Here is a 22,476-nt window from a genome sequence, read left to right as displayed (position 1 = left end):
ATAAAATTCGCATGAACAATACCAAACTACGCAAAACCGGTTACGCTTGCATGCTCAGCCGGTGTTTTCTTAATCATGCACCAAGGGGACGGGGGTGTTGGCACATTTGTGCCAACACCCCCGTCCCCTTGGTGCATCCCCTTGGTGCACTTTCTCCAGTCCCGAGAAACAGATTTTAGCTCGATTAATAAAGGAATCGGATCTTCGCCTGCCGAAAGAAAAGTTGTATTGATCTCTAACAAATCCCTCGATTCTCGGTTTGGGCTATGGTATTTCATGTGAAATACTCAGGATTTTTTCAAAATAAGCAATGGGAGGCAGGAGTAAAATGAGCGATTTATTCAAAGTTGCAAATCTTTCAGTTGAGCAGGGTAAGAAAATTCAAGGCTTTTTAAAAGTTTATAACAGTGAAGTAGAGATGCCAATTACCTTAATCAATGGTGCAAAACCAGGAAAAACTGTAGTAATTACCGGCGGAACCCACGGTGGTGAATATCCGGGTGTTGAAACTGCCATCCGGCTTGCGTCACAATTAAATCCGGATGAAGTCAGCGGCAGAATTGCCATCGTCCATCCTGTCAATGTCAGAGCTTTTTTAGCAAAAACACAATATGTTGGCCCGGATGACGGCAAGAACCTGAACCGACTATTCCCGGGAAAGGCGACCGGTACTTTTAGCGAGCGGATCGCCTATACCATCACGTCAGAACTTTTCTCACAAGCTGATTTTTATATGGATTTACATGGCGGAGATATTCATGAAGCACTGGTGCCTTTTGTTCTTTACTCGGTTGCGGCGAAAGCGGATGTTCAGAAAATTTCAGAAGAAGCGGCGGCAGCGATGGGAATCAAGTATGTTGTCGGCTCCATGTCGGTTACTGGCTCCTTTGGTTCTGCCGCTGTCTCAGGAATTCCGGGATTTTTGGCAGAAATTGGGCAGTGTGGTTTGTGGAGCGAAGAAGAAGTCCTGGTCTATCTCAAGGGAGTAAAAAATGTCCTGAGGTACTTAAGAGTACTGTCAGGGGAACCTAAGAATTTGGGTTCCACCGTGATACTGCCGAAGATGATTGGTTCCGCCGCAGAACAAACCGGTTGTTGGTATCCTGCCGTGAAACCGGGTGATTTGGTTGTTAAGGGGCAAAAGCTGGGGGAGATTAGGGATTATTTTACCAACACACTGGGAGAGTATTTTGCTTCGCAAGATGCGACCGTGTTGTATGTAATTAGTTCGCTTGCGATCAATATCGGGGATCCGATTGTTGCGATCGGATAGGTTAGGAACGCGGAACGGTCAAGACCGTTCCTTACATTGTGCATAGGTAAGGAATGAAAAGGTTGAATCAATTGATGAGTGTGAAGTACAGAACGGTTGAGAATGTTATGCAGATGCGTATTTGTAAGGAATGAAAATGACGGTTAATTGAAAGGAAAAGAACGCGGAACGGTCAAGACCGTTCCCTACAATTTACGCTTTTGTAAATAATGAAAAGAGTAAACTGAGGAACGATTTAAAAGAGGCTGCGGCAATTGTTCATTACTGCGGCCTCTTTCATATACGGTACAAGATTTTTGCTTATTCATTGTACGAAATTTTCCTTGATTCAGACATAGCGGGATTTTCCCCGATCTACCCGGTGCAAGGTCTTTAATTCATCAAAAGTGTTAGTAACGCGTCTCAACTCGCCCTGACGCGTTCTAATCCGCCCTTAATACCCCAATTTGTAATCCACCAGGCCGCGCAGGGGTTCGTTCTTCAGATAATGCTCCACATTTTCCACAAAAATCGCGGCGGCCCGTTCGGTGTAGTCTTCCATGTCGCCGGCCACATGCGGGGTCAAAATCACATTGTCCAGCTGCCACAAGGGGCTGGAGACAGGCAGCGGTTCCACCTGAAAGACATCCAGGGCGGCGGAAGCGATGCGCTTATTTTGCAATGCCGCAATTAAGGCTGCTTCGTCCACCACCAGACCGCGGGCTATGTTGATCAGGGAAGCGGTGGGCTTCATGGCGGCAATGGCGGCTGCGCTGACCAGGCCGGTTGTTTCGGGGGTTAAGGGGCAGCAGACTGCCACATAATCGGAAGCGGCCATAAAGTCAGTCAAATGGTCATTGTGATAAATGCGTTCCACATGCTCGGCTGCTTTGTTGCTGTTGCGCAAGCCAATGACATGCATACCGAGGGCGGCGGCTTTATCGGCCAATACCTGACCGATACCGCCCAAACCGATGATGCCGAGCGTTTTATCTTTTAGCATCGACTGACCAAACTTCTGCCATTTGCTGGCCCGTTGATTTTCCAGCACATAGGGCAATTTACGGTTCAAGGCAAACATCATGGCCAGGACATATTCGGAGATGCAGTCGCCGTGCATGCCGCGTACATTGGTCAAGAGAATCTTGCGCTGTTCCAGTTCTTTCAGCGGGACGTTATTGACCCCGGCGCTGGAGACCTGCAGCCACTTCAAATGGGGGGCAGCTTGCAGTGAAGCGGCAGAAAAGCGCGATTCCGAGAAACAAATTTCCGTATTTTTCAATAGAGGAATCGGATCTTCGCCTGCCGAAAGAATAGTCAGATCGATATCCCCCAAACTTTTTAATTTGTCGGTCTGGGCTTTGGTCAAGGGATGGTATGAGAGAATCTTCATGTTGAAAACTCCTTTCCGTTGTGTTGTCACTTATTTCAAGTTCTGCAGTAAAAAATCCTTTAAGGAGGGCATGTCAATGAAAGAGAAACTGCGTAGTTATCTGAATAACCTAATGCTGATTCCCGGTGTTTCCGGTCAGGAGCAAAGAGTTGTCAAAGCCTTGTATGAAAAGTTCCTGCCGTTGGCCGATTCCGTGGAAGTGGATGCCTTTGGCAATCTGATTGCGGTCAAGAAAGGTAAGAAAGCCGGTCCAAACCTGATGATCACGGCGCATAGTGACGAAATCGGCGCCATTGTGAAGAGTGTGGAGAAAAGCGGTTTCATTCGTTTTGAAAAAATCGGCGGCACTGTGGATTCTCTTTTACTGGGCAGACAGATTGGCATCAACGGCCATTTTGGGGTGGTCGGAGTCAAAGCCGGTCATCTGATGAGTGAGAAAGAGAAAAGTGAAGTCATCAAACACCGTGATCTTTATATTGATATCGGCGCCAACAGCGACGCAGAAGTGGCTGAAATGGGGATTAAAATCGGCGACCCCATTTACCATTGGCCTTATTTTCATAGTTTCAGCAATACCGACCGGGTCTGCGGCAAAGCCCTGGACGACCGGATCGGCTGTGCTGTCATGCTGGTTTTATTCGAACAGCTGCAAACCATCGATTTCGCCGGAACCTTGTACGGCGTGATCACGGTGCAGGAAGAAGTGGGTTTGCGCGGCGCACAAATGGTCAGCAATCGGCTGAAGCCCGATTTTGCGATTGCTTTGGATACCATGCCGGCCGGCGATACTCCGGATGTCAATTATATCAAAGAACTGCCGGTTGCCATTGGCAAAGGACCTGTCATTCAGGTTTTAAGCGGCAGCGGTGCCCGCGGCATGCTCTTAAATCCCATCATGAAGCATATCCTGATCCAATGCTGCGAAAAAGCCGGCGTGCCTTATCAACAGACGGTGTTCATCGGCGGTAATACCGATGCCGCCGCTATTCATTTAGCCGGACACGGTATAGTTACCGGCGCTTTAACCATTCCGCGCCGCTATTCGCATTCTCCCATTGAAGTAATGGATCTGAACGACGCTGCCGGCACGGTGGCGATCCTGCTGCAAATCGTCAGGGATATTCATCTGTATGCCCAGGTAAAGTTTGTCGATACCATCGATCTATAAAAATTAATCCATCAGGAATTCTCAAGCGCAGCCGATGAATGAGATCAAATTCATCGGCTGCCTTTTTTGGTGTTCCAATGTATTCCAATGTATTACAGGGAGAAAGAAGGAAAGCGCAGCGCTATTGTGGAAGTAAACTATACTGTGTACTTTTCAGATTTTTGTGTTGCAGATGACCTGAAAATCGAAACAATTATTCGATTTTAGTATAAGAAATCAGCTAAAGGATGGAAGTAAAAATGTCAATCGGTCAAAGTATCAAATTGATTCCGCTGGGCGGCTTGGGTGAGTTGGGTAAGAATATGATGATCGTCTGTGTGGGAGACGATTGGGTGATCATCGATTCCGGCTCCGCTATGCCGGAGGATGGTATGCTGGGAATTGACGTCGTCATCCCGGATGTCAGTATTCTCCTGGAAAATCAGGATAAGATCAAGGGTTTGATCCTGACACATGGTCATGAGGATCATATCGGCGCTTTGCCGTATCTGTTGGAACAGCTCAATCTGCCGGTTTACGGCACCAAGCTGACTTTAGCGATGGCGCGTTTCTATCTCAACGAATACGATTATTTCGAACCGGTGCAGATGAATACCATTGAAGCCGGCAAACCGTTTATGTTGGGACAGATGCTTTGTGAGCTGATTCATGTCAATCATGATATCGGCGATGCCTGCGGCGTAGCAATTAAAACCGAGATGGGCTGGATCATTCACACCGGTGATTTTAAAGTCGATTATACGCCGGTGGATGGCAAACGTACCGATCTCGATCGCTTTGGCACCTTAGGCCGCGAAGGGGTTTTGGTTTTGCTTTCCGATTCTGTCAATGCGGAATATCGGGGCAGCACACTTTCGGAAAAAGCAATTGGCGAACAGCTCTCCGACATGATCCGTCATGCGCCGGGGCGCGTAATCATCCATCTCTATATCACCGATTTGGTGCGCGTGCAGCAGGTACTGACCATAGCGGAAGAAACCGGCCGCCGCGTCTCCATACCAACCGAGCAGCTGCTGAATGTGATGGAGCGGGCGGAAAGCGCCGGTTGTCTGACCTACAGCCGCCACAATGTGGCTTCGGCACAGAATAAGAACCACCACGGCAATGTCAAAAGCAAACCCGGCATCGTTTTATTGGCTTCCATTCCGGGCGAGCCTTATCTGAGCCCCCTAAGCGGGGAGAGCGGCCAGCGTTTCCCGTTGGAAAAAGATGACACGGTTATTCTGACCGGTTCTTATCATGCCGGCACCGAAAAAACCTTTATTCGCACCATTGATATGCTCTATCGCCAGGGAGCAGAGCAGGTTTATGATCTGATTTCCCGCAATCAGATCAGTTCCCACGCCGGTCAGGACGAACTGAAGCTGGTGCTGTCGCTGACCAATCCCAAGTATTTTATCCCTATTCACGGCGAAATGCGCCATATGATGCAGCATAAATATCTGGCGGAGCAACTGGGTTGGCAGGATGAGGATATTTTCATTCTGACCAACGGCGAAGTCTTGGAATTCAGCGACCTGGGCGCTGCCATTACCGACCGGGTCCCGGCTGAAAAAGTGCTGGTGGATGGTTTGGGTGTGGGAGACATCGGCAATGTAGTGCTGAAAGACCGAAAATTGCTGGCGCAGGATGGCGTGGTGATTGTGGCTCTGGCCCTGAAACGGCGCAGCAAACAACTGGTAGGCTTGCCCGAACTGATCACCCGCGGTTTTGTTTATACCAAAGAATCGGAAGCATTGATGGATGAAGTGAGGCAGAAATTGGCCGATTTTGTGCGGGCAACGGATATGAAAAATTACGATCCGGCGCTTTTCCGCGGTCTCGTCAAGGATGCTGTATCGAAAATGCTGTTTGAAAAAACCAGGCGCAGACCGATGGTACTGCCGGTTATTCTGGATATTTAAACGATCGGATTCAGAAATGAAAGCTGCCGTTAGCGGTGGCTTTTTTCTTGTATAGTTCTTATCGCTTGTGGTATAATCAACTTATGCATTAGAAAATTAACAGAGGTGATTGATTTGACCGAGACCAAAAAACGCCGCAGAAAAAAGCCGGCGTCAAAACCTATTTTCGGTGAAGGGTTTTTGCGTTTCGTAAAATGGCTGCTGCCTTTGGTGGGTTCCTTTGTTTTAATTTATATCGGCATCAGTTTTTTTTACGATAAAACAGGCAGTATCGGCAGCGTATTGGCCGATTTTTTCCGTTATTTGTTCGGCAGCGCAGCCATCCTGCCGGTTGCTACCTTATTATATTTTTGTCTGGCTGTTTTATTGGCGCGCCCAAGCTGCATCCGCGCCGGTTTGCTGATTGGGATCATCCTTTTAAATTTCGTTGTGCTGATGTCGGTCGCCTTGGTTTTTTGGTTTCAACAGAAAGAAATTATGGTGGAAGAGACCTTTCGCCAGGCGGGTGGAATTCTCGGTTCTTCCTTGTTGAACGGAATTTTACAAATCGTGGGTACCGCCGGCAGTATTTTAGTTTTGCTCTTACTGGCCTTTGTGGCGGTTTGTCTTATCAGTCACCTGGCACCGTCGTTTTTCCTGACGCTGTTCGGACGGCAGATCAAGCGATTATTCCAGGCCAGACCGAAAATCAGTCTGCCTGTTTTTAGCAAAAATCAACAGACTCAAAGTGGAACCGGCATAGCCAAACCCGCGGAAACGAAGCAGCCGCAGTGGAGCGGACCGGTCAATCGGCAGTCGGCCGAGGCTGCCGCAGAAATTTCACCGGAGAAACGGCTGAGCTCCATCCGGATTGCGGGGGAAAAGAGACAGCAGGAAGCTTTGTCCGTTTCACCGGCCTATGAAGTGACGGAATTGACCCCGGATACGGAATTGGTTTATCAGCAAAACACTGCGCAGCTGTATTTAGGGGCAGAAGAACCGGCTGTGCGGCCGCCAAAACCTCGTTTTACCGTGGAGAGTATCGCTATGGATGCAGCGCCGTCAGCCAATGGCAGTCCGGCTGCCGCTGTTCCGCAGCGCGTGTCAGGTGATAAAGTGCAGAATCTGCCGCAGCGCAAAGAGAGTTCACGGACTGTCGTCGGAAAAAGCACTGCCAGAGAAGATGTGGAAGCCAGTGTTCTGCCGCAGCGTCAAGTATCCGCCTATATCAAACCATCCCTGGAATTGCTTGCCGCCGGCTTGGCGATGCCCAAGAACCGCATGGCGGAGTTGGAAGAGAAAACCGATCAATTGGAGCAGACGCTGGCCGTTTTTGGTGTTAAAGCCAAAGTGGTGCATGTCAGCTGCGGTCCGGCGATCACCCGCTATGAACTGCAGTTGGCGCCGGGAATTCGCGTCAATAAAGTAGCCAGTTTGGCCGATGATATTGCGCTGAGCCTGGCGGCGACCGGGGTGCGGATTGAAGCGCCCATTCCCGGCAAACCTGCCATCGGTATTGAAGTACCGAACAAAGAGGTCGCCATTGTGGCCATCCGTGATGTGCTGTCTTCATCGGAATTTCAGAATTCCGATCAAGGGGTGATCGTGGCGCTGGGCAAGGATATCGCCGGCCGGACGATTGTGACGGACTTGACCAAGATGCCGCATCTTCTGATTGCCGGCGCCACCGGTTCCGGCAAAAGTGTCTGCATGAATTGTATCATTACCAGTTTACTGTATCGCTTTTCGCCGCAGCAAGTGAAAATGATCATGATCGACCCCAAGGTGGTGGAAATGATCAACTATAACGGTATTCCGCATCTGTTGTCACCGGTGGTGACCGATCCCAAAAAAGCGGCCGGTGTGCTGCGTTCCGTTACCAGAGAAATGGACCGGCGCTACGAATTGTTCGCCGTGCTGGGAGTCAAGAGCATCGGCCAGTTCAATGAGAGAGTCAATGCAAGCGGCGAACGCGAAGCTTTGCCCTATTGGATCGTCTTTATCGATGAATTGGCGGATCTGATGATCGTAGCCAAGGAAGATGTGGAAGAATCGATTATCCGCATCGCCCAGTTGGCGCGGGCCTGCGGGATTCATCTGGTGATGGGTACCCAACGGCCTTCCGCCGATGTGATCACCGGTACGATTAAGGCAAATATCCCTTCCCGCATCGCTTTCGCGGTTTCTTCCGGCACGGATTCCCGCATCATTCTGGACATGAACGGCGCCGAGAAATTGCTGGGCCGCGGTGATATGCTGTTTCAGCCGATGGGGATTCCCAAACCGATCCGTATTCAGGGTGCTTATATTTCCGAAAAGGAATTGGATGCGGTGATTGCGCATGTCAAAATGCAGGGAGCGCCTGTCTTTAACGAAGCCATCCTGACTCCGGAAGAATTGGGAAACGAAGAAACCGATACGGGCGATCTGGATGACTTTTTCCTGCAGGCAGCCCGTATCGTAATCGAATCCGGACAGGGTTCGGTCTCTTATTTGCAGCGCAGATTAAAAGTAGGTCACAGCCGGGCAGGCCGTCTGATGGATCAACTGGAAGAATACGGTGTGGTTGGTCCGGCGCAGGGCAGCAAGCCGCGGGAAGTCACGATGTCGAAAGAACAATTGGAGAACAAATTCAGCGAATAACAATATAACCGGACAATAAGGAGTAATTAATGGCTTTTTTACCGATGAATGCAGCCGAAATGCAGGTGCGGGCCTGGGATACATGTGATTTTATTATGGTTTGCGGCGACGCTTATGTCGATCATCCCAGCTTTGGCAGCGCGATTATCAGCCGCATGCTGGAAGCGGAAGGGTTCCGGGTGGGGATGATTGCCCAACCCAATTGGCAGGACGACAAGCAATTTACGCAGCTCGGCAGGCCGCGTTTGGCTTTTCTGGTCTCCAGCGGCAATTTGGATTCGATGCTGAATAATTATACGGCGAACAAAAAACGGCGCAGCGAAGACGATTATGCGGCCGGCGGAGTCGGCGGCAAAAGGCCGAATCGGGCGGTGACGGTTTATTCTCAGATCATTCGGCGCTTATATGGTGATGTACCGATCATACTCGGCGGAATTGAAGCGAGTTTACGTAAAATGGCGCATTACGATTACTGGGACGATAAAGTGCTGCCGTCTATTTTGGCGGACAGCCAAGCCGATCTGTTGATTTACGGCATGGGAGAAAAACAGATCAAGGAAATTGCGAAATATGCGCAAAGAGGCGTACCCCTGACCAAACTGCACGAGATTGCCGGCAGCGCCTATCTGCAGGAAGTGTTCAGCCCGGAGGAGAATACCGTTGAGGTGCCTTCCTACGAACAGGTTGCCAATAACAAAAGAAGTTATGCCGCAGCGTTTCGTCTCAGCGAACTGGAACAAAATCCATTTTCCGGTAAGAAGCTGGCGCAAAAACAGAAAACCAATTGGCTGATTGTCAATCCGCCGGCAAAACCGCTTTCCACCGCCGAATTGGATGCGGTTTACGATTTACCCTATGAACGGGCCTGGCATCCCAGCTACGATGCTTTGGGCGGTGTACCGGCGCTGCAGGAAGTGGAATTCAGCATTACCAGTCACCGCGGCTGCTTTGGCGGCTGCAATTTTTGTGCCATCACCAGTCATCAGGGCAGAATCATTCAGGCCCGCAGTCATGAAAGTATTTTACGCGAAATTCGGCAGATGACCACATCCAAGCGCTTTAAGGGCTATATCCATGATATCGGCGGCCCCAGCGCCAATTTCCGCATCCCTTCCTGTCAAAAACAATTGACGGTGGGGACCTGCAGCAATCGTCAATGTTTGTTCCCCGAACCCTGTCCCAATTTAAATGCCGACCACAGCGATTATTTTGCTCTGCTGCGCGAGGCCAGAATGATTCCCAAGGTGAAGAAAGTATTCGTCCGTTCCGGTGTGCGTTATGATTATTTGCTGGCGGATCCCAAAGGCAGAGCCTATTTGAAGGAACTCTGTCAGTATCATATCAGCGGACAGCTGAAAGTGGCGCCGGAGCATGTGGCGGATTCGGTGTTGCGGACTATGGGCAAACCCGGTGTCAGCGTCTTCAATCGTTTCCGTAAAATGTATGAAGAAGTCAATCGGGAATTAGGCAGGGATCAGTTTTTGGTGCCTTATTTTATGACTTCTCATCCCGGCTGCTCCCTGCAGGACGCCGTGATTTTGGCGGAATATGTACGTGATCTCGGTTTTCAGCCGGAGCAGGTACAGGATTTTATCCCAACCCCGGGCAGCGTTTCCACCGCCATGTATTATACCGGTATCAACCCCATGACGGGAGAAGCCGTCAGCGTGGTCAAGACTGTCGAAAAACGCAAACTGCAGCGCGCGCTGCTGCAATACCGCCGTCCGGACAATCGTGAGGAAGTCTTAAAAGCATTGCATCAGGCGGGCAGGGAAGACCTGATCGGTTATGATAAAAACAGCCTGATCCGGCCTGCCGGCAACCTGCAGCTTAAAAAAACAAGGCGCAGCGGCTATAAAAAACCAAATCCGGGGGTTAAAAAATGAAATTTTCAATGATTTCTTTGGGTTGCACCAAAAACCTGGTCGACAGCGAAATGATGATGGGTGTTTTGGCGAATGCCGGTTATACCTATGCGCAGCCGGAAGAATCCGAAGTGGTGGTCGTTAATACCTGCGGCTTTATTGAAGCGGCCAAACAGGAATCGATCGATCAAATTCTGGAAATGGCCGAACTGAAAAAAACCGGAGTGTTAAAATATCTCTTGGTGACCGGCTGTTTGGTACAGCGTTATGCCAGGGAATTGGCGGCGGAACTGCCGGAAGTGGACGCTTTGATCGGAGTAGGCGATTTTCCTGCCGTGCTGCAGGTGCTGGAGCAAATCCGCGGTCAAAAGCAGCAGGTGCTGGCGGTCAGCGAGCCTGAGAATTATTTGTTTGATCACACTATGCCGCGCATGCAGGCGACGATGCCGGCGATCGCTTATGTGAAAATTGCCGACGGCTGCAATAACCGCTGCAGCTATTGCGCCATCCCGATGATCCGCGGTCATTACCGCAGCCGCACGGTGGAAGATATTGTGGCGGAATGCCGCGAACTGGTGGCGAACGGGGTGCGCGAGATTTGCCTGATTGCGCAGGACTGCACGCTCTACGGCCAAGACCTTTATGGTGAATATGCCCTCGGCCGTCTCTGCCGCGCGCTTGTGCAGATAGCAGAACTGCGTTGGTTGAGAATCCTTTATTTTTACCCGACGCATTTTACCGACGACTTCATTGAACTGATGGCAAGCAATCCCAAGATGTGTCAGTACATCGATCTGCCGCTGCAGCATTGTCAGGATTCCATTCTGCAGGCCATGCATCGCACCGGCAGCAAGGCAGAAATTCTCGCCCTGATTGCCAAATTGCGCCGGGCGATGCCGGATTTGGTTTTACGCACCAGTTTTATCGCCGGCTTCCCGGGAGAAACTGCAGAGGATGCCGAAGCGCTGCGTCAGTTTATTTTGCAGACGAAATTTGACCATGTCGGTGTCTTCACTTATTCGGCCGAGGAGGGTACCGTCGCGGCTGATCTGCCCAAGCAGGTGGACGAGGCAGAAAAACAGCGGCGGCGCAATCTGCTGATGGAGGCGCAGCAAAGTGTGGTGCAGGAAAAATTGCAGCGTTGGCTCGGCAAGGAGATTGAGGTCCTTTTGGAGAAAGAAGTCTCCGAACAATGTTGGCTGGGACGGTTTCGCGGCCAGGCGCCCGATATTGATGGTCTGGTGATTTATCAGGGCAGCGGTAACGCGGGAAGCTTTGTACGGGCGAGAGCAACCGCCATTCAAGGGTATGATTTAGTGGCAGAAGCAAGCAAAGGAGATGGTGTCGCATGAATGCGGAATTAATATCCGTTGGCACAGAGATTCTGTTAGGTCAAATCGTCAATACCAATGCCGCCTGGCTGGCGCAGCGTTTGGCGGATTTTGGCATCAATGTTTATCGTCAGATTACAGTGGGTGACAATGCGGCGCGCCTGACGGCCTGCATTCGTGAATCGATGTCGCGCGCCGATATTTTGATTTTAACCGGCGGTCTTGGTCCTACCGACGACGATCTGACCCGCGAAGCGGTGGCGGAAGCAACCGGACGCGAATTGGTTCTGGATGAAGGTCAGTTGAATTGGCTGATCAATCGTTTTCAGTCCCGTCATGGCAAAATGACGGAAAATAACCGCAAACAGGCGTTTAAACCGCTGGGATCGATGCTGTTGGAGAATCCCAACGGCACAGCCTGTGGTTATGCTGTGCCATATCAGGATAAATGGCTCTTTTTGCTGCCCGGTCCGCCTTGGGAAATGGACGCCATGTTCGAAAATCAAGTCGTTCCGCTGCTGAAAGAGCTGTATAATCTGGAACAGCATTTATTCTCCCGCAATCTCAAATTTTTTGGTATCGGAGAATCGCAATTGGAGACGGAAGTACTCGATCTGATGCGCAGCCAGGCGGATCCTACCATGGCACTCTATGCCGGTATGGGAGAAACCAAGATGCGTCTGACGACCAGAGCCGCCAATCGGGAGGTTGCGAATCTGAAATTTGACGCTCTCAGTGCCGAGATTGCCAAACGCGTGGGAAAACACATATACGGCACGGATGAAGATACGATCTTTTCCGCCGCAGCCAACCTGCTGCTGGCGCATGGGGAAACCTTAGCGACGGCAGAATCCTGCAGCGGCGGTCTGTTGGCCAGTTCGTTTACCGATATTCCCGGCAGTTCCGCTTATTTCCGGCAAGGCTGGGTCACCTACAGCAATGAAAGCAAAATACAACAGCTGCAGGTCAAGCCGGAGACTCTGATGACATTCGGCGCGGTCAGCGAAGAAACGGTGCGCGAAATGGCGGAACAGGCCAGAGCAATCAGCGGGACGGATTATGCTATTGCGGTCAGCGGGGTGGCCGGCCCCGGCGGCGGTACGACTGAGAAACCGGTCGGGCTGGTTTGGCTGGCGGTTGCTTCCGGCAGCGCTACCATTTGCCAGCAATTGAATTTAAGCGGTTCACGCAGTCAGATTAAAATGAGAACCGTAAAAAACGCCGCTTATTTCTTATGGCAAACCCTGAAACAAAACAAAGCCTGAAAGTGGGGCTGCCAGAAATTTACAAGGAAGGGGGATTGAGAAAGCATGTATTTTCTCAATCTTCCTTTTACTTTAACCGGCGAAACCACAGCCAGAGCCTTGGCGCGTTTACAACCGCAAGACGGCGGCGGCAATGTGCTCTCACTGCGTGACTTGGAATTCATTGATCCTTTCGGGTTGGTTTTAACCTTGTCTTATCTGCGCTATCTCGCCATGGTGGTGGAGCGGGTCGCCTTATACCTGCCGCAAAACGATCAGGTCCTGACGTATCTGCAGCGCAGCGGTTTTCTCGGCGAAGCCGCAAAGTATGCTTCGCTGGTTCCCAGCCAACGTCTGCATTTTTTGCCGTCAAGTGGGGATGAGCCCTGGCTGATTCCCCTCACCGTGCTGAGGCAGGAAGAAGATGTGGCGGGTCTGGTGATGATGATGATGAAAAATATGCAGCGCATGCTGCAAAACGGTGAAAAATCGCTCAGCCGCGATCAGCTGCAGATCTGCACGCTGCTGTCGGAAGTCTGCCAAAATGTGCCGCAGCACAGCGGTGATTTTGGTATTGTAGCCGCGCAAAGTTACCGCAGCAAAAAAACGGGCGGCCGCAGCATCCATTTTGCCATCGCCGATTTGGGGATTGGTTTGCGCGGCAGCCTCTCGGTTCGTCATCCGGTCCGCGATTGGCCGGATGAAGCGGTGATCCGCTACGCTTTGCAGCCGGGTGTTTCCGGCACGAATGAAACCGGCCGTGGTTTGGGTTTGACCCAGGTGGTGAAGGCCCTGGAACATCTGAACGGTGTTTTTTATCTCCGCTCGGGTAACGGTCTTTATGTGCAGAATCAATTCCGGCATGTCTATTATCCCTGTGGTTTTTTTCCGGGTGTGCAAGTCAGTTTGGTGATACATAGCTGACGAAAGCAGGGAAAGCCGGGATTTTATTTCGGGATGCTAAATATACGCTGTATGAGAAGGAGAAATTCCTGTAATTGACGAACTGATATGCCGTGTAGCGATATGAGGAGAAGGGGAGAGAGAAATTGCAGATCGTACTCGTGATCAATCCGGGTTCCACTTCAACAAAAGTTGCGCTCTATTGCGATCAGGTCAATGCGGCGGATCATACTTTTTACCATACAGCCGAAGAACTGGCGGGGTTCGCCCAAATCATCGATCAATTGGAGTTCCGGCTGGCCCTGATTCAGGCATGGCTGCCGCAGGTTTTACCCGCCGGGGAAACTTTAACGGCAGTGGTTGGACGGGGCGGTATGCTGAAACCTCTGCACAGCGGAGTTTATTCGGTGAATCAAGCGATGCAGCAGGATTTGATTTCCGGCGTTTACGGCATTCATGCTTCCAATTTGGGTGGCTTATTGGCGGAACGTTTGGCTGCTTTGTCTGCGGTGCAGGCTTTTATTGTCGATCCGGTTTCTGTTGATGAATTTGAACCGGTTGCTCGTTTCAGCGGTTTGCCGGAATTGCCTCGTGTCAGTATGCTGCATGCTCTGAATATCAGAGCCATCGCCCTGCGTCACGCGCAATTACACAAGCAACAATACGAAACGCTGAACCTGATTGTAGCGCATCTGGGCGGCGGTTTTTCCATTGCTCCCATTACAGGCGGCCGGATGATTGATGTCAACAATGCCAATCAGAACGGTCCCTTTTCGGCCGAACGCGCCGGGACCTTGCCGGTTTATTCGCTGGTCCGTTTATGTTACAGCGGTCAATACGGCGAGAATGAAATGATTAAAAAGATCAATGGCAAAGCCGGCCTGATTGCCTATTTGGGAACCGGCGATCTGCGCGTGGTCGAACAGCGGATCGCAGCCGGCGACCGCCGCGCCGCGGAAGTTTATGCTGCCATGGTTTATCAGATTGGTAAGGAGATCGGCGCCATGGCGGTCACTCTGAAAGGGAAAGTGGACGCGATTTTGCTCACGGGCGGTATGGCGCACAGTGAACAGCTGTGCAGCGCTATCGAGGCACTGGTCAGCTGGATCGCAGCGGTTTATCGTTACCCGGGGGAGGATGAGATGCGTGCTCTGGCCGAAGGTGCTTTTCGGGTATTGAAGGGCGAGGAAATCCTTCGCACTTATTAATATCATAGAGTCTATAAAGAGAAAAAAATAAGGAGAGATGGGAAATTTGATCAAATCATTTGATGAATTACTCGAGCGGATCAGTCAGTTGCCCAAGCGTCAGATCGCGGTTGCGGCAGCTCATGATGAAGATGTGCTGGAGGCCGTTTGTCATGCCGTACAATCGGGTCTGGTGGATGCTACCCTGGTTGGCAAAAAGGAAGAAATCCTGCAGATCGCTGCAGCGCACGGTTTTAACCTGCAAAGCATGGAAATTGTTGATGCGGTGGACAACATCGATGCCGCCCGCAAAGCCGTGGAACTGGTCTCCAGCGGCAAAGCGCATATGCTGATGAAGGGGATCGTCGACACTGCGAATTTACTGCATGCGGTTTTGGACAAACAAATTGGCTTAAGAACAGATCATTTGCTCTGCCATGTGGCGGTCATGGAAATACCCGGACTGAACCGGCTGATTTTTATGACCGATGGCGGTATGGTGATTGCTCCTACCCTGGAGCAAAAAGTAGATATGTTGAAGAACGTTTTCTCCGTGGCGCGTGGTTTCGGCATCAGCCAACCCAAGGCAGTGCCTTTAACTGCCTTTGAGCATGTCAATCCCAAAATGCCCGCTACAGTCGATGCCGAAAAGTTGCACGAACTGGCGCTGGCGGGTGAATTTGGCGATGCCATGGTCAGCGGTCCGCTGGCTTTTGATGCTGCTTTGGTAGCGTCTGCAGCACAACATAAGGGAATCGGCGATCCGGTGGCGGGTCAGGCGGATATCATTTTAGTGCCGTTTATTGAAGTCGGCAACGTCATGTACAAATCCTTGTCTTATTTTGGCAATACGAAAGTAGCCGGAATCATTGTCGGTGCCAGAAAACCGATTGTCCTGACCTCCCGCTCCGATACTCCGGAAGCGAAATACCGTTCGATTGCGGTTGCTTCTTATCTGGCGAAAGAGCAGTAGGCGCACCCGATGGAAAAGAATTTAATCCTGGCGATTAATCCCGGCTCCACCTCAACCAAAATTGGTATTTTTCGCGAGCGGACTCTGCTGGCGGAGGAGACACTGCGCCACTCGGCGGAGCAGCTGCAGCCGTTTCCGCTGATTATCGATCAGTATCAATTCCGCTACCAGGCTGTAAAAAATTGCCTTACGCAGAATGGCTTCGCTTTGCAGCAATTCGTGGCGATTGTTGGCCGCGGTGGCATGATGAAACCGATTGCCAGCGGAACCTATCTGGTCAATGAGGCAATGAAAGAGGATCTGCGCATTGGTTATAGCGGTCAGCACGCTTCCAATCTGGGCGGTCTGCTGGCGGATGCCTTTGCTGCCGAAGCCGGTGTGCCGGCGTATATTGTTGATCCTGTTGTTGTGGATGAAATGCAACCGATTGCCCGCTATACCGGCATGCCGGAATTGACACGGCGCAGTGTTTTTCATGCTTTGAATCAAAAAGCAGTCGCTTACCGGGAGGCGGAATCACTTGGCAAAGCCTATAACGAGACGAATTTGATTGTGGCCCATCTGGGCGGCGGTATTTCTGTAACGGCCCATGCACAGGGTAAAGCCATTGATACCAATAATGCGCTCGACGGAGACGGGCCTTTTTCACCTGAGCGAGCCGGTTCCTTACCGGTGGAAGGCGTGATTCGCCTTGCCTACAGCGGCAAATACAGCGAAGCGCAGTTGCGCAAGCATTTTGTCGGTCAGGGCGGTTTGTTGGCTTATCTGGGCAGCAATGACGGACGCGAGATTATCGCTCGTATCAATGCCGGCGATACGAAAGCCAAAGAAGTGTTTGAGGCCATGGCTTATCAGATTGCCAAGGAAATCGGTGCGGCTGCGGTTGTGCTCGATGGCAAAATTGATGCCATCCTGCTGACCGGCGGCTTGGCTTATAGTAAAATCCTGACGGATTACATCCAGAATAAGGTCCGTTTTCTGGCACCTGTGAAGATTTATCCCGGTGAAGATGAGCTGCTGGCCTTAGCGGAAGGCGCTTTACGCGTTTTACAGGGACAGGATGAGGTGAAGATCTATGTTTGATCATCGTGTCACCGTTTTTGTGGGACCCTATGGCAGCGGCAAAACAGAGTTGGCTTTGAATGCCGTGCAGCAAATCGCTCCTGCCTACGACCAAATTGCCATTGTCGATTTGGATATTGTCAAACCCTACTTTCGGGCAAGAGAGTTTCGCGCCAAATTAATCGACCGCAATATTCGGGTGATTCTGCCGCAAGGCGACTTGGCTGACGCGGATCTGCCCGCCATTTCCCCGGTGATTTACACGGTTTTTCAAAACGAAAAGCTGAAGGTAATTATGGATGTAGGCGGTGACGATGCGGGAGCGACCGCTTTGGGGCAGTATCGCGACCAGTTTCGGGCAACGGATCATGAAATTTTGTTTGTGGTCAATACCCGCCGCCCATTTTCGCAGACGGTGGAAGAGATCATCAATATGAAAGAGCGCATCGAATGGCGCTCGCGCATTCCTATCACAGCCATTGTTGCCAATACGAATTTGAGTATGGAAACAACAGCAGAGGTCATTTTGGAAGGCTACAAAATTGTGCAGCAGGTAGCAGAGCGCTGCGGCTTACCCATTGCCTTTGCGGCGGTGGATCGTGCTTTTGGTGACGTGGTGGCGCCACATATTGCCGAACCTTTATTTTTAGTCGATCGGCAAATGCTCCCGCCGTGGGAACGAATATAAAAACAGAGAGAGTAGGAGGAGAAATTATGGCTAATAAGGTGATAATTTTTGAAGATCGTTGTAAAGGATGTGCTCTTTGCACCACTGCCTGTCCCAAAAATATCCTGGTCATGGGTAAACAGATGAATGCCAAGGGATATTATCCCGTAACAGTTACTGATCAGGAGCAATGCATTGCCTGCGTGATGTGCGCCAGAATGTGTCCTGACTGTGCAATACAAATAGAAAAATAGAGAAAAGAAAAGAAGGAGGAGACCAAATGGCTGAGAAAATTTTAATGAAAGGCAATGAAGCCTTGGCGGAGTCTGCCATTGTTGCCGGTTGCCGTTATTTTTTTGGATATCCCATTACGCCGCAAAATGAAATTCCCGAATATATGGCCAGAAAATTGCCGACGATCGGCGGCGCCTTTGTGCAAGCGGAAAGCGAAGTGGCAGCAATCAATATGGTCTATGGCGCGGCTAGCACAGGCGTGCGCTGCATGACCTCTTCTTCCAGCCCCGGCATCAGCCTGAAGCAGGAAGGCATTTCTTATTGTGTTGGCTCTGAATTACCTTGCGTGATCGTGAATATGATGCGGGGCGGTCCCGGTTTGGGCAGCATCCAACCTTCCCAGGGCGACTATTTCCAGGCAACCAAAGGTGGCGGTCATGGTGATTATAAATTACTGGTTTTGGCGCCCGCCTCTATCCAGGAAATGGTCAATTTAACCATGCAGGCCTTTGAACTGGCAGACAAATACCGCAACCCGGTGATGATTTTAGGCGACGGTATGCTCGGACAGATGATGGAACCGGTTACGATTGAACCGACGGCAAGCAGCAAAATTGAAAAACCCTGGGCGGTGGTAGGCACTGAAGGCAAACGCAAGCCGAATATCATCAACTCTCTCTTTATTCAGGCGGAAGACTGCGAAAGACACAACCTGCATCTGCAGGAGAAATTTGCCTTGATTGCCAAGAATGAAGTGCGTTATGAGATTCTTAATGAAGATGCCGAATATTTCCTGGTTGGTTACGGTACCACCGCGCGTATCATGCGCAACGTGATGAACACAGCCAGAAAACAAGGTCATTCTGTCGGTCTGATTCGACCGATCAGCTTATTCCCCTTCCCCGATGAAGCATTTGAAAAAGTGATCGGTCACGCCAAGGGGTTCCTCACCGTAGAGATGAGCGCAGGTCAGATGGTGGAAGACGTACGCTTAGCCGTTAACGGCCGGCAACCGGTGGCTTTTTACGGCCGCATGGGCGGTATGGCGCCGGAACCCAATACGATTTTAGCGGAGCTTTATAAGCTGATCGAAGGAGGAAAGTAAAATGGCAATTGTTTATCAAAGACCTAAAGCCCTGGCTGATGTTACGACCCATTACTGCCCCGGCTGCACCCATGGCATCATTCACCGTTTGATTGCCGAAGTCATGGATGAACTGGATATTACCGGCAAGACGATAGGTATTGCTCCGGTTGGCTGCGCGGTGTTTGCCTATAACTATTTCAACTGCGATATGGTACAGGCTGCTCATGGCAGAGCACCGGCCGTAGCCACCGGTTTAAAGCGTGCGCTGCCGGACCGCATGATCTTCTCTTATCAGGGCGACGGCGATTTGGCTTCCATCGGCACTGCCGAAATTGTACAGGCGGCGCATCGCGGCGAAAATATCACCGTGATTTTTGTCAACAATGCCATTTACGGTATGACCGGCGGACAAATGGCACCCACCAGCTTGTTGGGACAGAAAACAACCACTTCTCCTTACGGCAGAAAGGAAGAACTGGCCGGCAAGCCAATCCGCGTCTCTGAAATGCTTGCCACGCTGGATAGCTCTGCCATGATCAGCCGTGTGGCGGTCAATACGCCTGCCAATGTGGTCAAAGCCAAAAGAGCCATCAAGCGAGCGTTTCTAACTCAGCAAAAAGGTCTCGGTTTCTCGCTGGTTGAAGTTTTATCCACTTGCCCGACCAACTGGGGACTCAATCCGATTGAATCTTTAAAATGGATGGAAGAAAATATGATTCCTTACTACACCCTGAAAGACTTTAAAATTCCAGAGGAGGTAAAGTAAATGACACACGAAATTATTATTGCCGGCTTTGGCGGTCAAGGTGTGATGCTGCTTGGACAGCTGTTGACCGAAGCCGGCTTACAGGAAAAGAAACAAGTGACCTGGCTGCCTTCTTATGGGCCGGAAATGCGCGGCGGCACAGCCAATTGCTCCGTCGTCATTTCCGATGAGGAGATCGGCAGTCCGATTGTGCTCTATCCCAACGCGGCGATTGTGATGAATATTCAGGCTTTTGAGAAATTCGCTCCCCTGGTTAAACCGGACGGGATGCTTCTGATCAACAGTTCTTTGATTAAAGAAGTCTCTCCCCGCAGCGATATCAAGCAATTCCGTATACCGGCCAATGAATTGGCGGAGCAAATCGGCAATGCCAGAGTTTCCAACATGGTGATGCTGGGAGCTTTCTTAGGCGCCACCGGGGTGGTAAGTCAAGATTCTATTCTGACAGCGATGAGTCATAAACTGCCGCCGCAGCGTCAGAACTTAATTCCGGTCAACCAAAAAGGGCTGGAAGCCGGCGCTGCTTATATCAAATAGTGGGTAAAAAAGGAAACCTCGCTGCTTTTGTTTGGCAGTGAGGTTTTTCTATAAAATCATCGGGTTTACAGAAGCGGCTTGAAAATTCGCAGCGCAGGGAGTATGATAAGTAAAAGAAAAACAACAGGGAACGAAGGAATGATTGCATGAGAACCATCCTCATTGTTTTGGATAGTGTGGGCTGCGGCGCTTTGCCGGATGCAGCCATCTATGGCGATCAAACCGCCAATACGCTGGCGCATGTGGCCGAAGCGGTGGGAGGATTGCAAATCCCACAGTTGCGGCAACTGGGCTTGGGTAATATTTTACCGCTCGCCGGAGGCGCAGCGGTGGCGTCACCCAGCGCAGCCTACGGTAAAATGGCGGAAGTTTCGCCCGGTAAGGATACCATAACCGGTCATTGGGAGATGGCAGGACTGCGGCTGGTGCAGCCTTTTGCCGTTTATCCCGGCGGCTTTCCGGCTGAATTGATCCAGCGCCTGGAAGCAGCCATCGGTCGAAAAACGTTGGGCAATATCGCCGCATCCGGTACGGAAATTATCGAGCAATTGGGACCGGAACATCAGAAAACCGGTTATCCGATTGTCTATACCTCAGCGGACAGTGTGCTGCAAATTGCGGTTCATCTGGAGACGGTGCCCTTGGCGCAGCTCTATGCCTGGTGTGAAATCGCCCGCCGGCTCTGCCGCGGCAACTATGAGGTAGCCCGGATCATCGCCAGACCCTTTGTCGGTTCGCCGGGAGCCTATATTCGTACTGCTGACCGGCACGACTACCCGATTAACCCTGGTGGCAACCATCTGCTGACCCTGCTGCAGGAACGCGGCATTCCGGTTTATGCGGTCGGTAAAATCGCCGATGTCTTTTGTAATGAGGGTGTCACCGCCTCCTATAAAACAAAAGACAATCTGGACGGCATGCAAAAGACCGAAAAGCTGCTCCTGGAGAAAAGGGAAGACTGTTTCATTTTCACCAATCTGGTGGAATTCGATTCGCTTTACGGCCACCGCAACAATCCCGGCGGTTATGCCGGCGCATTGGAAGAATTCGACCGGTTTTTACCCCGTCTGCTGCAGAATTTGCAGCCGGAGGACTGGCTGATCATCACAGCGGATCATGGCTGTGACCCAACCGACACCAGTACGGATCACAACAGGGAATATGTGCCGCTGCTGATTTATGGACCCCATGTTAGGCCTGGATCTCTCGAGACGCGAACCTCCTTTGCCGATTTGGGAACCACCATCGCTTACCGTTATGGTTGTACAATGCCGCTGCATGGTACCCTGATTCCTGTTCAGTCTAGAAAATAGCTGCATCGCACTCTAATTCCCGTTCGATCAATAAAATAGCTAAAAAAAGGCGGTACTTCTTGTGGAAATACTGCCCTTTGATTTGGTTGATTCGATTTTGTCACGTTTGCACCATCGCGGTTTGATTTGTATATAAAACTTCAACGTTACAATAATGATATGCTGTGTTGATAAATTTATGGCAAAAATGTAGGGAACGGTCTTGACCGTTCCGCCGTAACAATTCACCATTCCGTTGTAGATTTTTACTATTCCAATGTGAAAATTCCATCGCGGTTTAATTTGCACTTAACACTTCAACGTTGCAAGAATGAAATGCAGTGTTAATAAATCTATCGCGAAAATGTAGGGAACGGTCTTGACCGTTCCGCCGTAACAATTCACCATTCCGTTGTAGATTTTTACCATTCCAATGTGAAAATTCCATCGCGGTTTAGTTTGCACTTAACACTTCAACGTTGCAAGAATGAAATGCAGTGTTAATAAATCTATCGCGAAAATGTAGGGAACGGTCAAGACCGTTCCCTACTACTGCTCCGATGTGGATATTTGCTATTTCGACATGAATCGTAACGATATGGAATTACCGTTTCTGCGTGGTTTGTACTTTTCGCTTCGATGATGTGATAATGTTGGATTGATTATTGCATTAAAGCGTGGTTTGCATATAATATTCCAACGTTGCAATAATGAAATGCAGTGTTGATCGCTATGTTGCGGAACGGTCAAGACCGTTCCCTACAACTGTTCCAATATGAATGTTGATCATTACAATGTGAATCGTTACGGTATGGAATTACCGTTTCGGCGTGGTTTGCACTTAACACTTCAATGATGCGCTAATGTTGGATTGATTATTGCATTACAGCGTGGTTTGCATTTAATATTTCAACGTTGTAATAATGAAATGCAGTGTTAATAAATTTATGGCGTAAAGGTAGGGAACGGTCTTGACCGTTCCGCCGTAA

18 protein-coding genes are annotated in these 22,476 nt (G+C 50.4%); 17 read left to right on the top strand and 1 reads right to left on the bottom strand.

Annotated features, from left to right (window positions below; genetic code table 11):
* Positions 1–328: 328 nt before the first annotated feature.
* Entirely contained in the window at positions 329–1,273 is a 945-nt protein-coding gene (locus LLG09_03240; GenBank protein MCE5196131.1) for a succinylglutamate desuccinylase/aspartoacylase family protein, read from the top strand.
* Between the two features lie 433 nt (positions 1,274–1,706).
* Here the strand turns inward: LLG09_03240 and LLG09_03235 are convergent, their stop codons facing one another.
* Complete coding sequence (locus LLG09_03235; protein ID MCE5196130.1) at positions 1,707–2,645, bottom strand: D-2-hydroxyacid dehydrogenase; 939 nt, start codon at positions 2,643–2,645, stop codon at positions 1,707–1,709.
* A 76-nt stretch (positions 2,646–2,721) separates the two neighbouring features.
* Here LLG09_03235 and LLG09_03230 point away from each other — a divergent pair, with 76 nt between their 5' ends.
* The 16 genes from LLG09_03230 (at position 2,722) to LLG09_03155 (ending at position 21,508) form a co-directional block, all read left to right on the top strand.
* Complete coding sequence (locus LLG09_03230; protein ID MCE5196129.1) at positions 2,722–3,813, top strand: M20/M25/M40 family metallo-hydrolase; 1,092 nt, start codon at positions 2,722–2,724, stop codon at positions 3,811–3,813.
* 239 nt (positions 3,814–4,052) lie between these two features.
* On the top strand, positions 4,053–5,717 hold the full coding sequence (locus LLG09_03225) for a ribonuclease J (GenBank protein MCE5196128.1): 1,665 nt from the start codon (positions 4,053–4,055) through the stop codon (positions 5,715–5,717).
* A gap of 114 nt (positions 5,718–5,831) precedes the next feature.
* Positions 5,832–8,339, top strand: a complete 2,508-nt coding sequence (locus LLG09_03220; GenBank protein ID MCE5196127.1) for a DNA translocase FtsK — start codon at positions 5,832–5,834, stop codon at positions 8,337–8,339.
* 29 nt (positions 8,340–8,368) lie between these two features.
* Entirely contained in the window at positions 8,369–10,225 is a 1,857-nt protein-coding gene (locus tag LLG09_03215) for a YgiQ family radical SAM protein (protein ID MCE5196126.1), read from the top strand.
* Complete coding sequence (gene rimO, locus LLG09_03210; GenBank protein MCE5196125.1) at positions 10,222–11,556, top strand: 30S ribosomal protein S12 methylthiotransferase RimO; 1,335 nt, start codon at positions 10,222–10,224, stop codon at positions 11,554–11,556. The genes LLG09_03215 and rimO overlap by 4 nt, the downstream gene beginning before the upstream one ends.
* A complete protein-coding gene (locus tag LLG09_03205) occupies positions 11,553–12,800 on the top strand; it encodes a competence/damage-inducible protein A (protein MCE5196124.1) in 1,248 nt (415 codons plus the stop codon). The genes rimO and LLG09_03205 overlap by 4 nt, the downstream gene beginning before the upstream one ends.
* 45 nt (positions 12,801–12,845) lie before the next feature.
* The gene (locus LLG09_03200; protein ID MCE5196123.1) at positions 12,846–13,703 is read left to right on the top strand and encodes a hypothetical protein; all 858 of its coding nucleotides are present in this window, start codon (positions 12,846–12,848) and stop codon (positions 13,701–13,703) included.
* Positions 13,704–13,828: 125 nt separating this feature from the next.
* On the top strand, positions 13,829–14,890 hold the full coding sequence (gene buk, locus LLG09_03195; protein ID MCE5196122.1) for a butyrate kinase: 1,062 nt from the start codon (positions 13,829–13,831) through the stop codon (positions 14,888–14,890).
* Positions 14,891–14,936: 46 nt separating this feature from the next.
* The gene (locus tag LLG09_03190) at positions 14,937–15,842 is read left to right on the top strand and encodes a bifunctional enoyl-CoA hydratase/phosphate acetyltransferase (protein ID MCE5196121.1); all 906 of its coding nucleotides are present in this window, start codon (positions 14,937–14,939) and stop codon (positions 15,840–15,842) included.
* Between the two features lie 9 nt (positions 15,843–15,851).
* Positions 15,852–16,925, top strand: coding sequence for a butyrate kinase (buk, locus tag LLG09_03185; GenBank protein ID MCE5196120.1), 1,074 nt, complete (start codon positions 15,852–15,854; stop codon positions 16,923–16,925).
* The gene (locus tag LLG09_03180) at positions 16,918–17,592 is read left to right on the top strand and encodes a hypothetical protein (GenBank protein MCE5196119.1); all 675 of its coding nucleotides are present in this window, start codon (positions 16,918–16,920) and stop codon (positions 17,590–17,592) included. The genes buk (LLG09_03185) and LLG09_03180 overlap by 8 nt, the downstream gene beginning before the upstream one ends.
* A 26-nt stretch (positions 17,593–17,618) precedes the next feature.
* The gene (locus tag LLG09_03175) at positions 17,619–17,825 is read left to right on the top strand and encodes a 4Fe-4S binding protein (GenBank protein MCE5196118.1); all 207 of its coding nucleotides are present in this window, start codon (positions 17,619–17,621) and stop codon (positions 17,823–17,825) included.
* Between the two features lie 26 nt (positions 17,826–17,851).
* Complete coding sequence (locus LLG09_03170; protein ID MCE5196117.1) at positions 17,852–18,910, top strand: 3-methyl-2-oxobutanoate dehydrogenase subunit VorB; 1,059 nt, start codon at positions 17,852–17,854, stop codon at positions 18,908–18,910.
* 1 nt (position 18,911) lies between these two features.
* Positions 18,912–19,658: a thiamine pyrophosphate-dependent enzyme gene (locus tag LLG09_03165; protein ID MCE5196116.1), complete on the top strand. Its 747-nt coding sequence runs from the start codon at positions 18,912–18,914 to the stop codon at positions 19,656–19,658.
* Entirely contained in the window at positions 19,659–20,195 is a 537-nt protein-coding gene (locus LLG09_03160) for a 2-oxoacid:acceptor oxidoreductase family protein (GenBank protein MCE5196115.1), read from the top strand.
* 146 nt (positions 20,196–20,341) lie between these two features.
* Positions 20,342–21,508, top strand: a complete 1,167-nt coding sequence (locus LLG09_03155; GenBank protein MCE5196114.1) for a phosphopentomutase — start codon at positions 20,342–20,344, stop codon at positions 21,506–21,508.
* Positions 21,509–22,476 lie beyond the last annotated feature (968 nt).

It is taken from the genome of Negativicutes bacterium (assembly GCA_021372785.1).
Taxonomy (GTDB): domain Bacteria; phylum Bacillota; class JAAYKD01; order JAAYKD01; family JAAYKD01; genus JAJFTT01.
Note: the sequence above shows the minus strand (reverse complement) of the source record. Positions and strands in the feature narration are given on the sequence as shown.

Excerpts from the sequence above, each read along its gene's own strand:
- LLG09_03240 (MCE5196131.1), top strand. The coding sequence starts at position 329 with ATGAGCGATTTATTCAAAGTTGCAAATCTTTCAGTTGAGCAGGGTAAG.
- LLG09_03235 (MCE5196130.1), bottom strand. The coding sequence starts at position 2,645 with ATGAAGATTCTCTCATACCATCCCTTGACCAAAGCCCAGACCGACAAA.
- LLG09_03230 (MCE5196129.1), top strand. The coding sequence starts at position 2,722 with ATGAAAGAGAAACTGCGTAGTTATCTGAATAACCTAATGCTGATTCCC.
- LLG09_03225 (MCE5196128.1), top strand. The coding sequence starts at position 4,053 with ATGTCAATCGGTCAAAGTATCAAATTGATTCCGCTGGGCGGCTTGGGT.
- LLG09_03215 (MCE5196126.1), top strand. The coding sequence starts at position 8,369 with ATGGCTTTTTTACCGATGAATGCAGCCGAAATGCAGGTGCGGGCCTGG.
- rimO (MCE5196125.1), top strand. The coding sequence starts at position 10,222 with ATGAAATTTTCAATGATTTCTTTGGGTTGCACCAAAAACCTGGTCGAC.
- LLG09_03205 (MCE5196124.1), top strand. The coding sequence starts at position 11,553 with ATGAATGCGGAATTAATATCCGTTGGCACAGAGATTCTGTTAGGTCAA.
- LLG09_03200 (MCE5196123.1), top strand. The coding sequence starts at position 12,846 with ATGTATTTTCTCAATCTTCCTTTTACTTTAACCGGCGAAACCACAGCC.
- buk (MCE5196120.1), top strand. The coding sequence starts at position 15,852 with ATGGAAAAGAATTTAATCCTGGCGATTAATCCCGGCTCCACCTCAACC.
- LLG09_03180 (MCE5196119.1), top strand. The coding sequence starts at position 16,918 with ATGTTTGATCATCGTGTCACCGTTTTTGTGGGACCCTATGGCAGCGGC.
- LLG09_03175 (MCE5196118.1), top strand. The coding sequence starts at position 17,619 with ATGGCTAATAAGGTGATAATTTTTGAAGATCGTTGTAAAGGATGTGCT.
- LLG09_03170 (MCE5196117.1), top strand. The coding sequence starts at position 17,852 with ATGGCTGAGAAAATTTTAATGAAAGGCAATGAAGCCTTGGCGGAGTCT.
- LLG09_03165 (MCE5196116.1), top strand. The coding sequence starts at position 18,912 with ATGGCAATTGTTTATCAAAGACCTAAAGCCCTGGCTGATGTTACGACC.
- LLG09_03160 (MCE5196115.1), top strand. The coding sequence starts at position 19,659 with ATGACACACGAAATTATTATTGCCGGCTTTGGCGGTCAAGGTGTGATG.
- LLG09_03155 (MCE5196114.1), top strand. The coding sequence starts at position 20,342 with ATGAGAACCATCCTCATTGTTTTGGATAGTGTGGGCTGCGGCGCTTTG.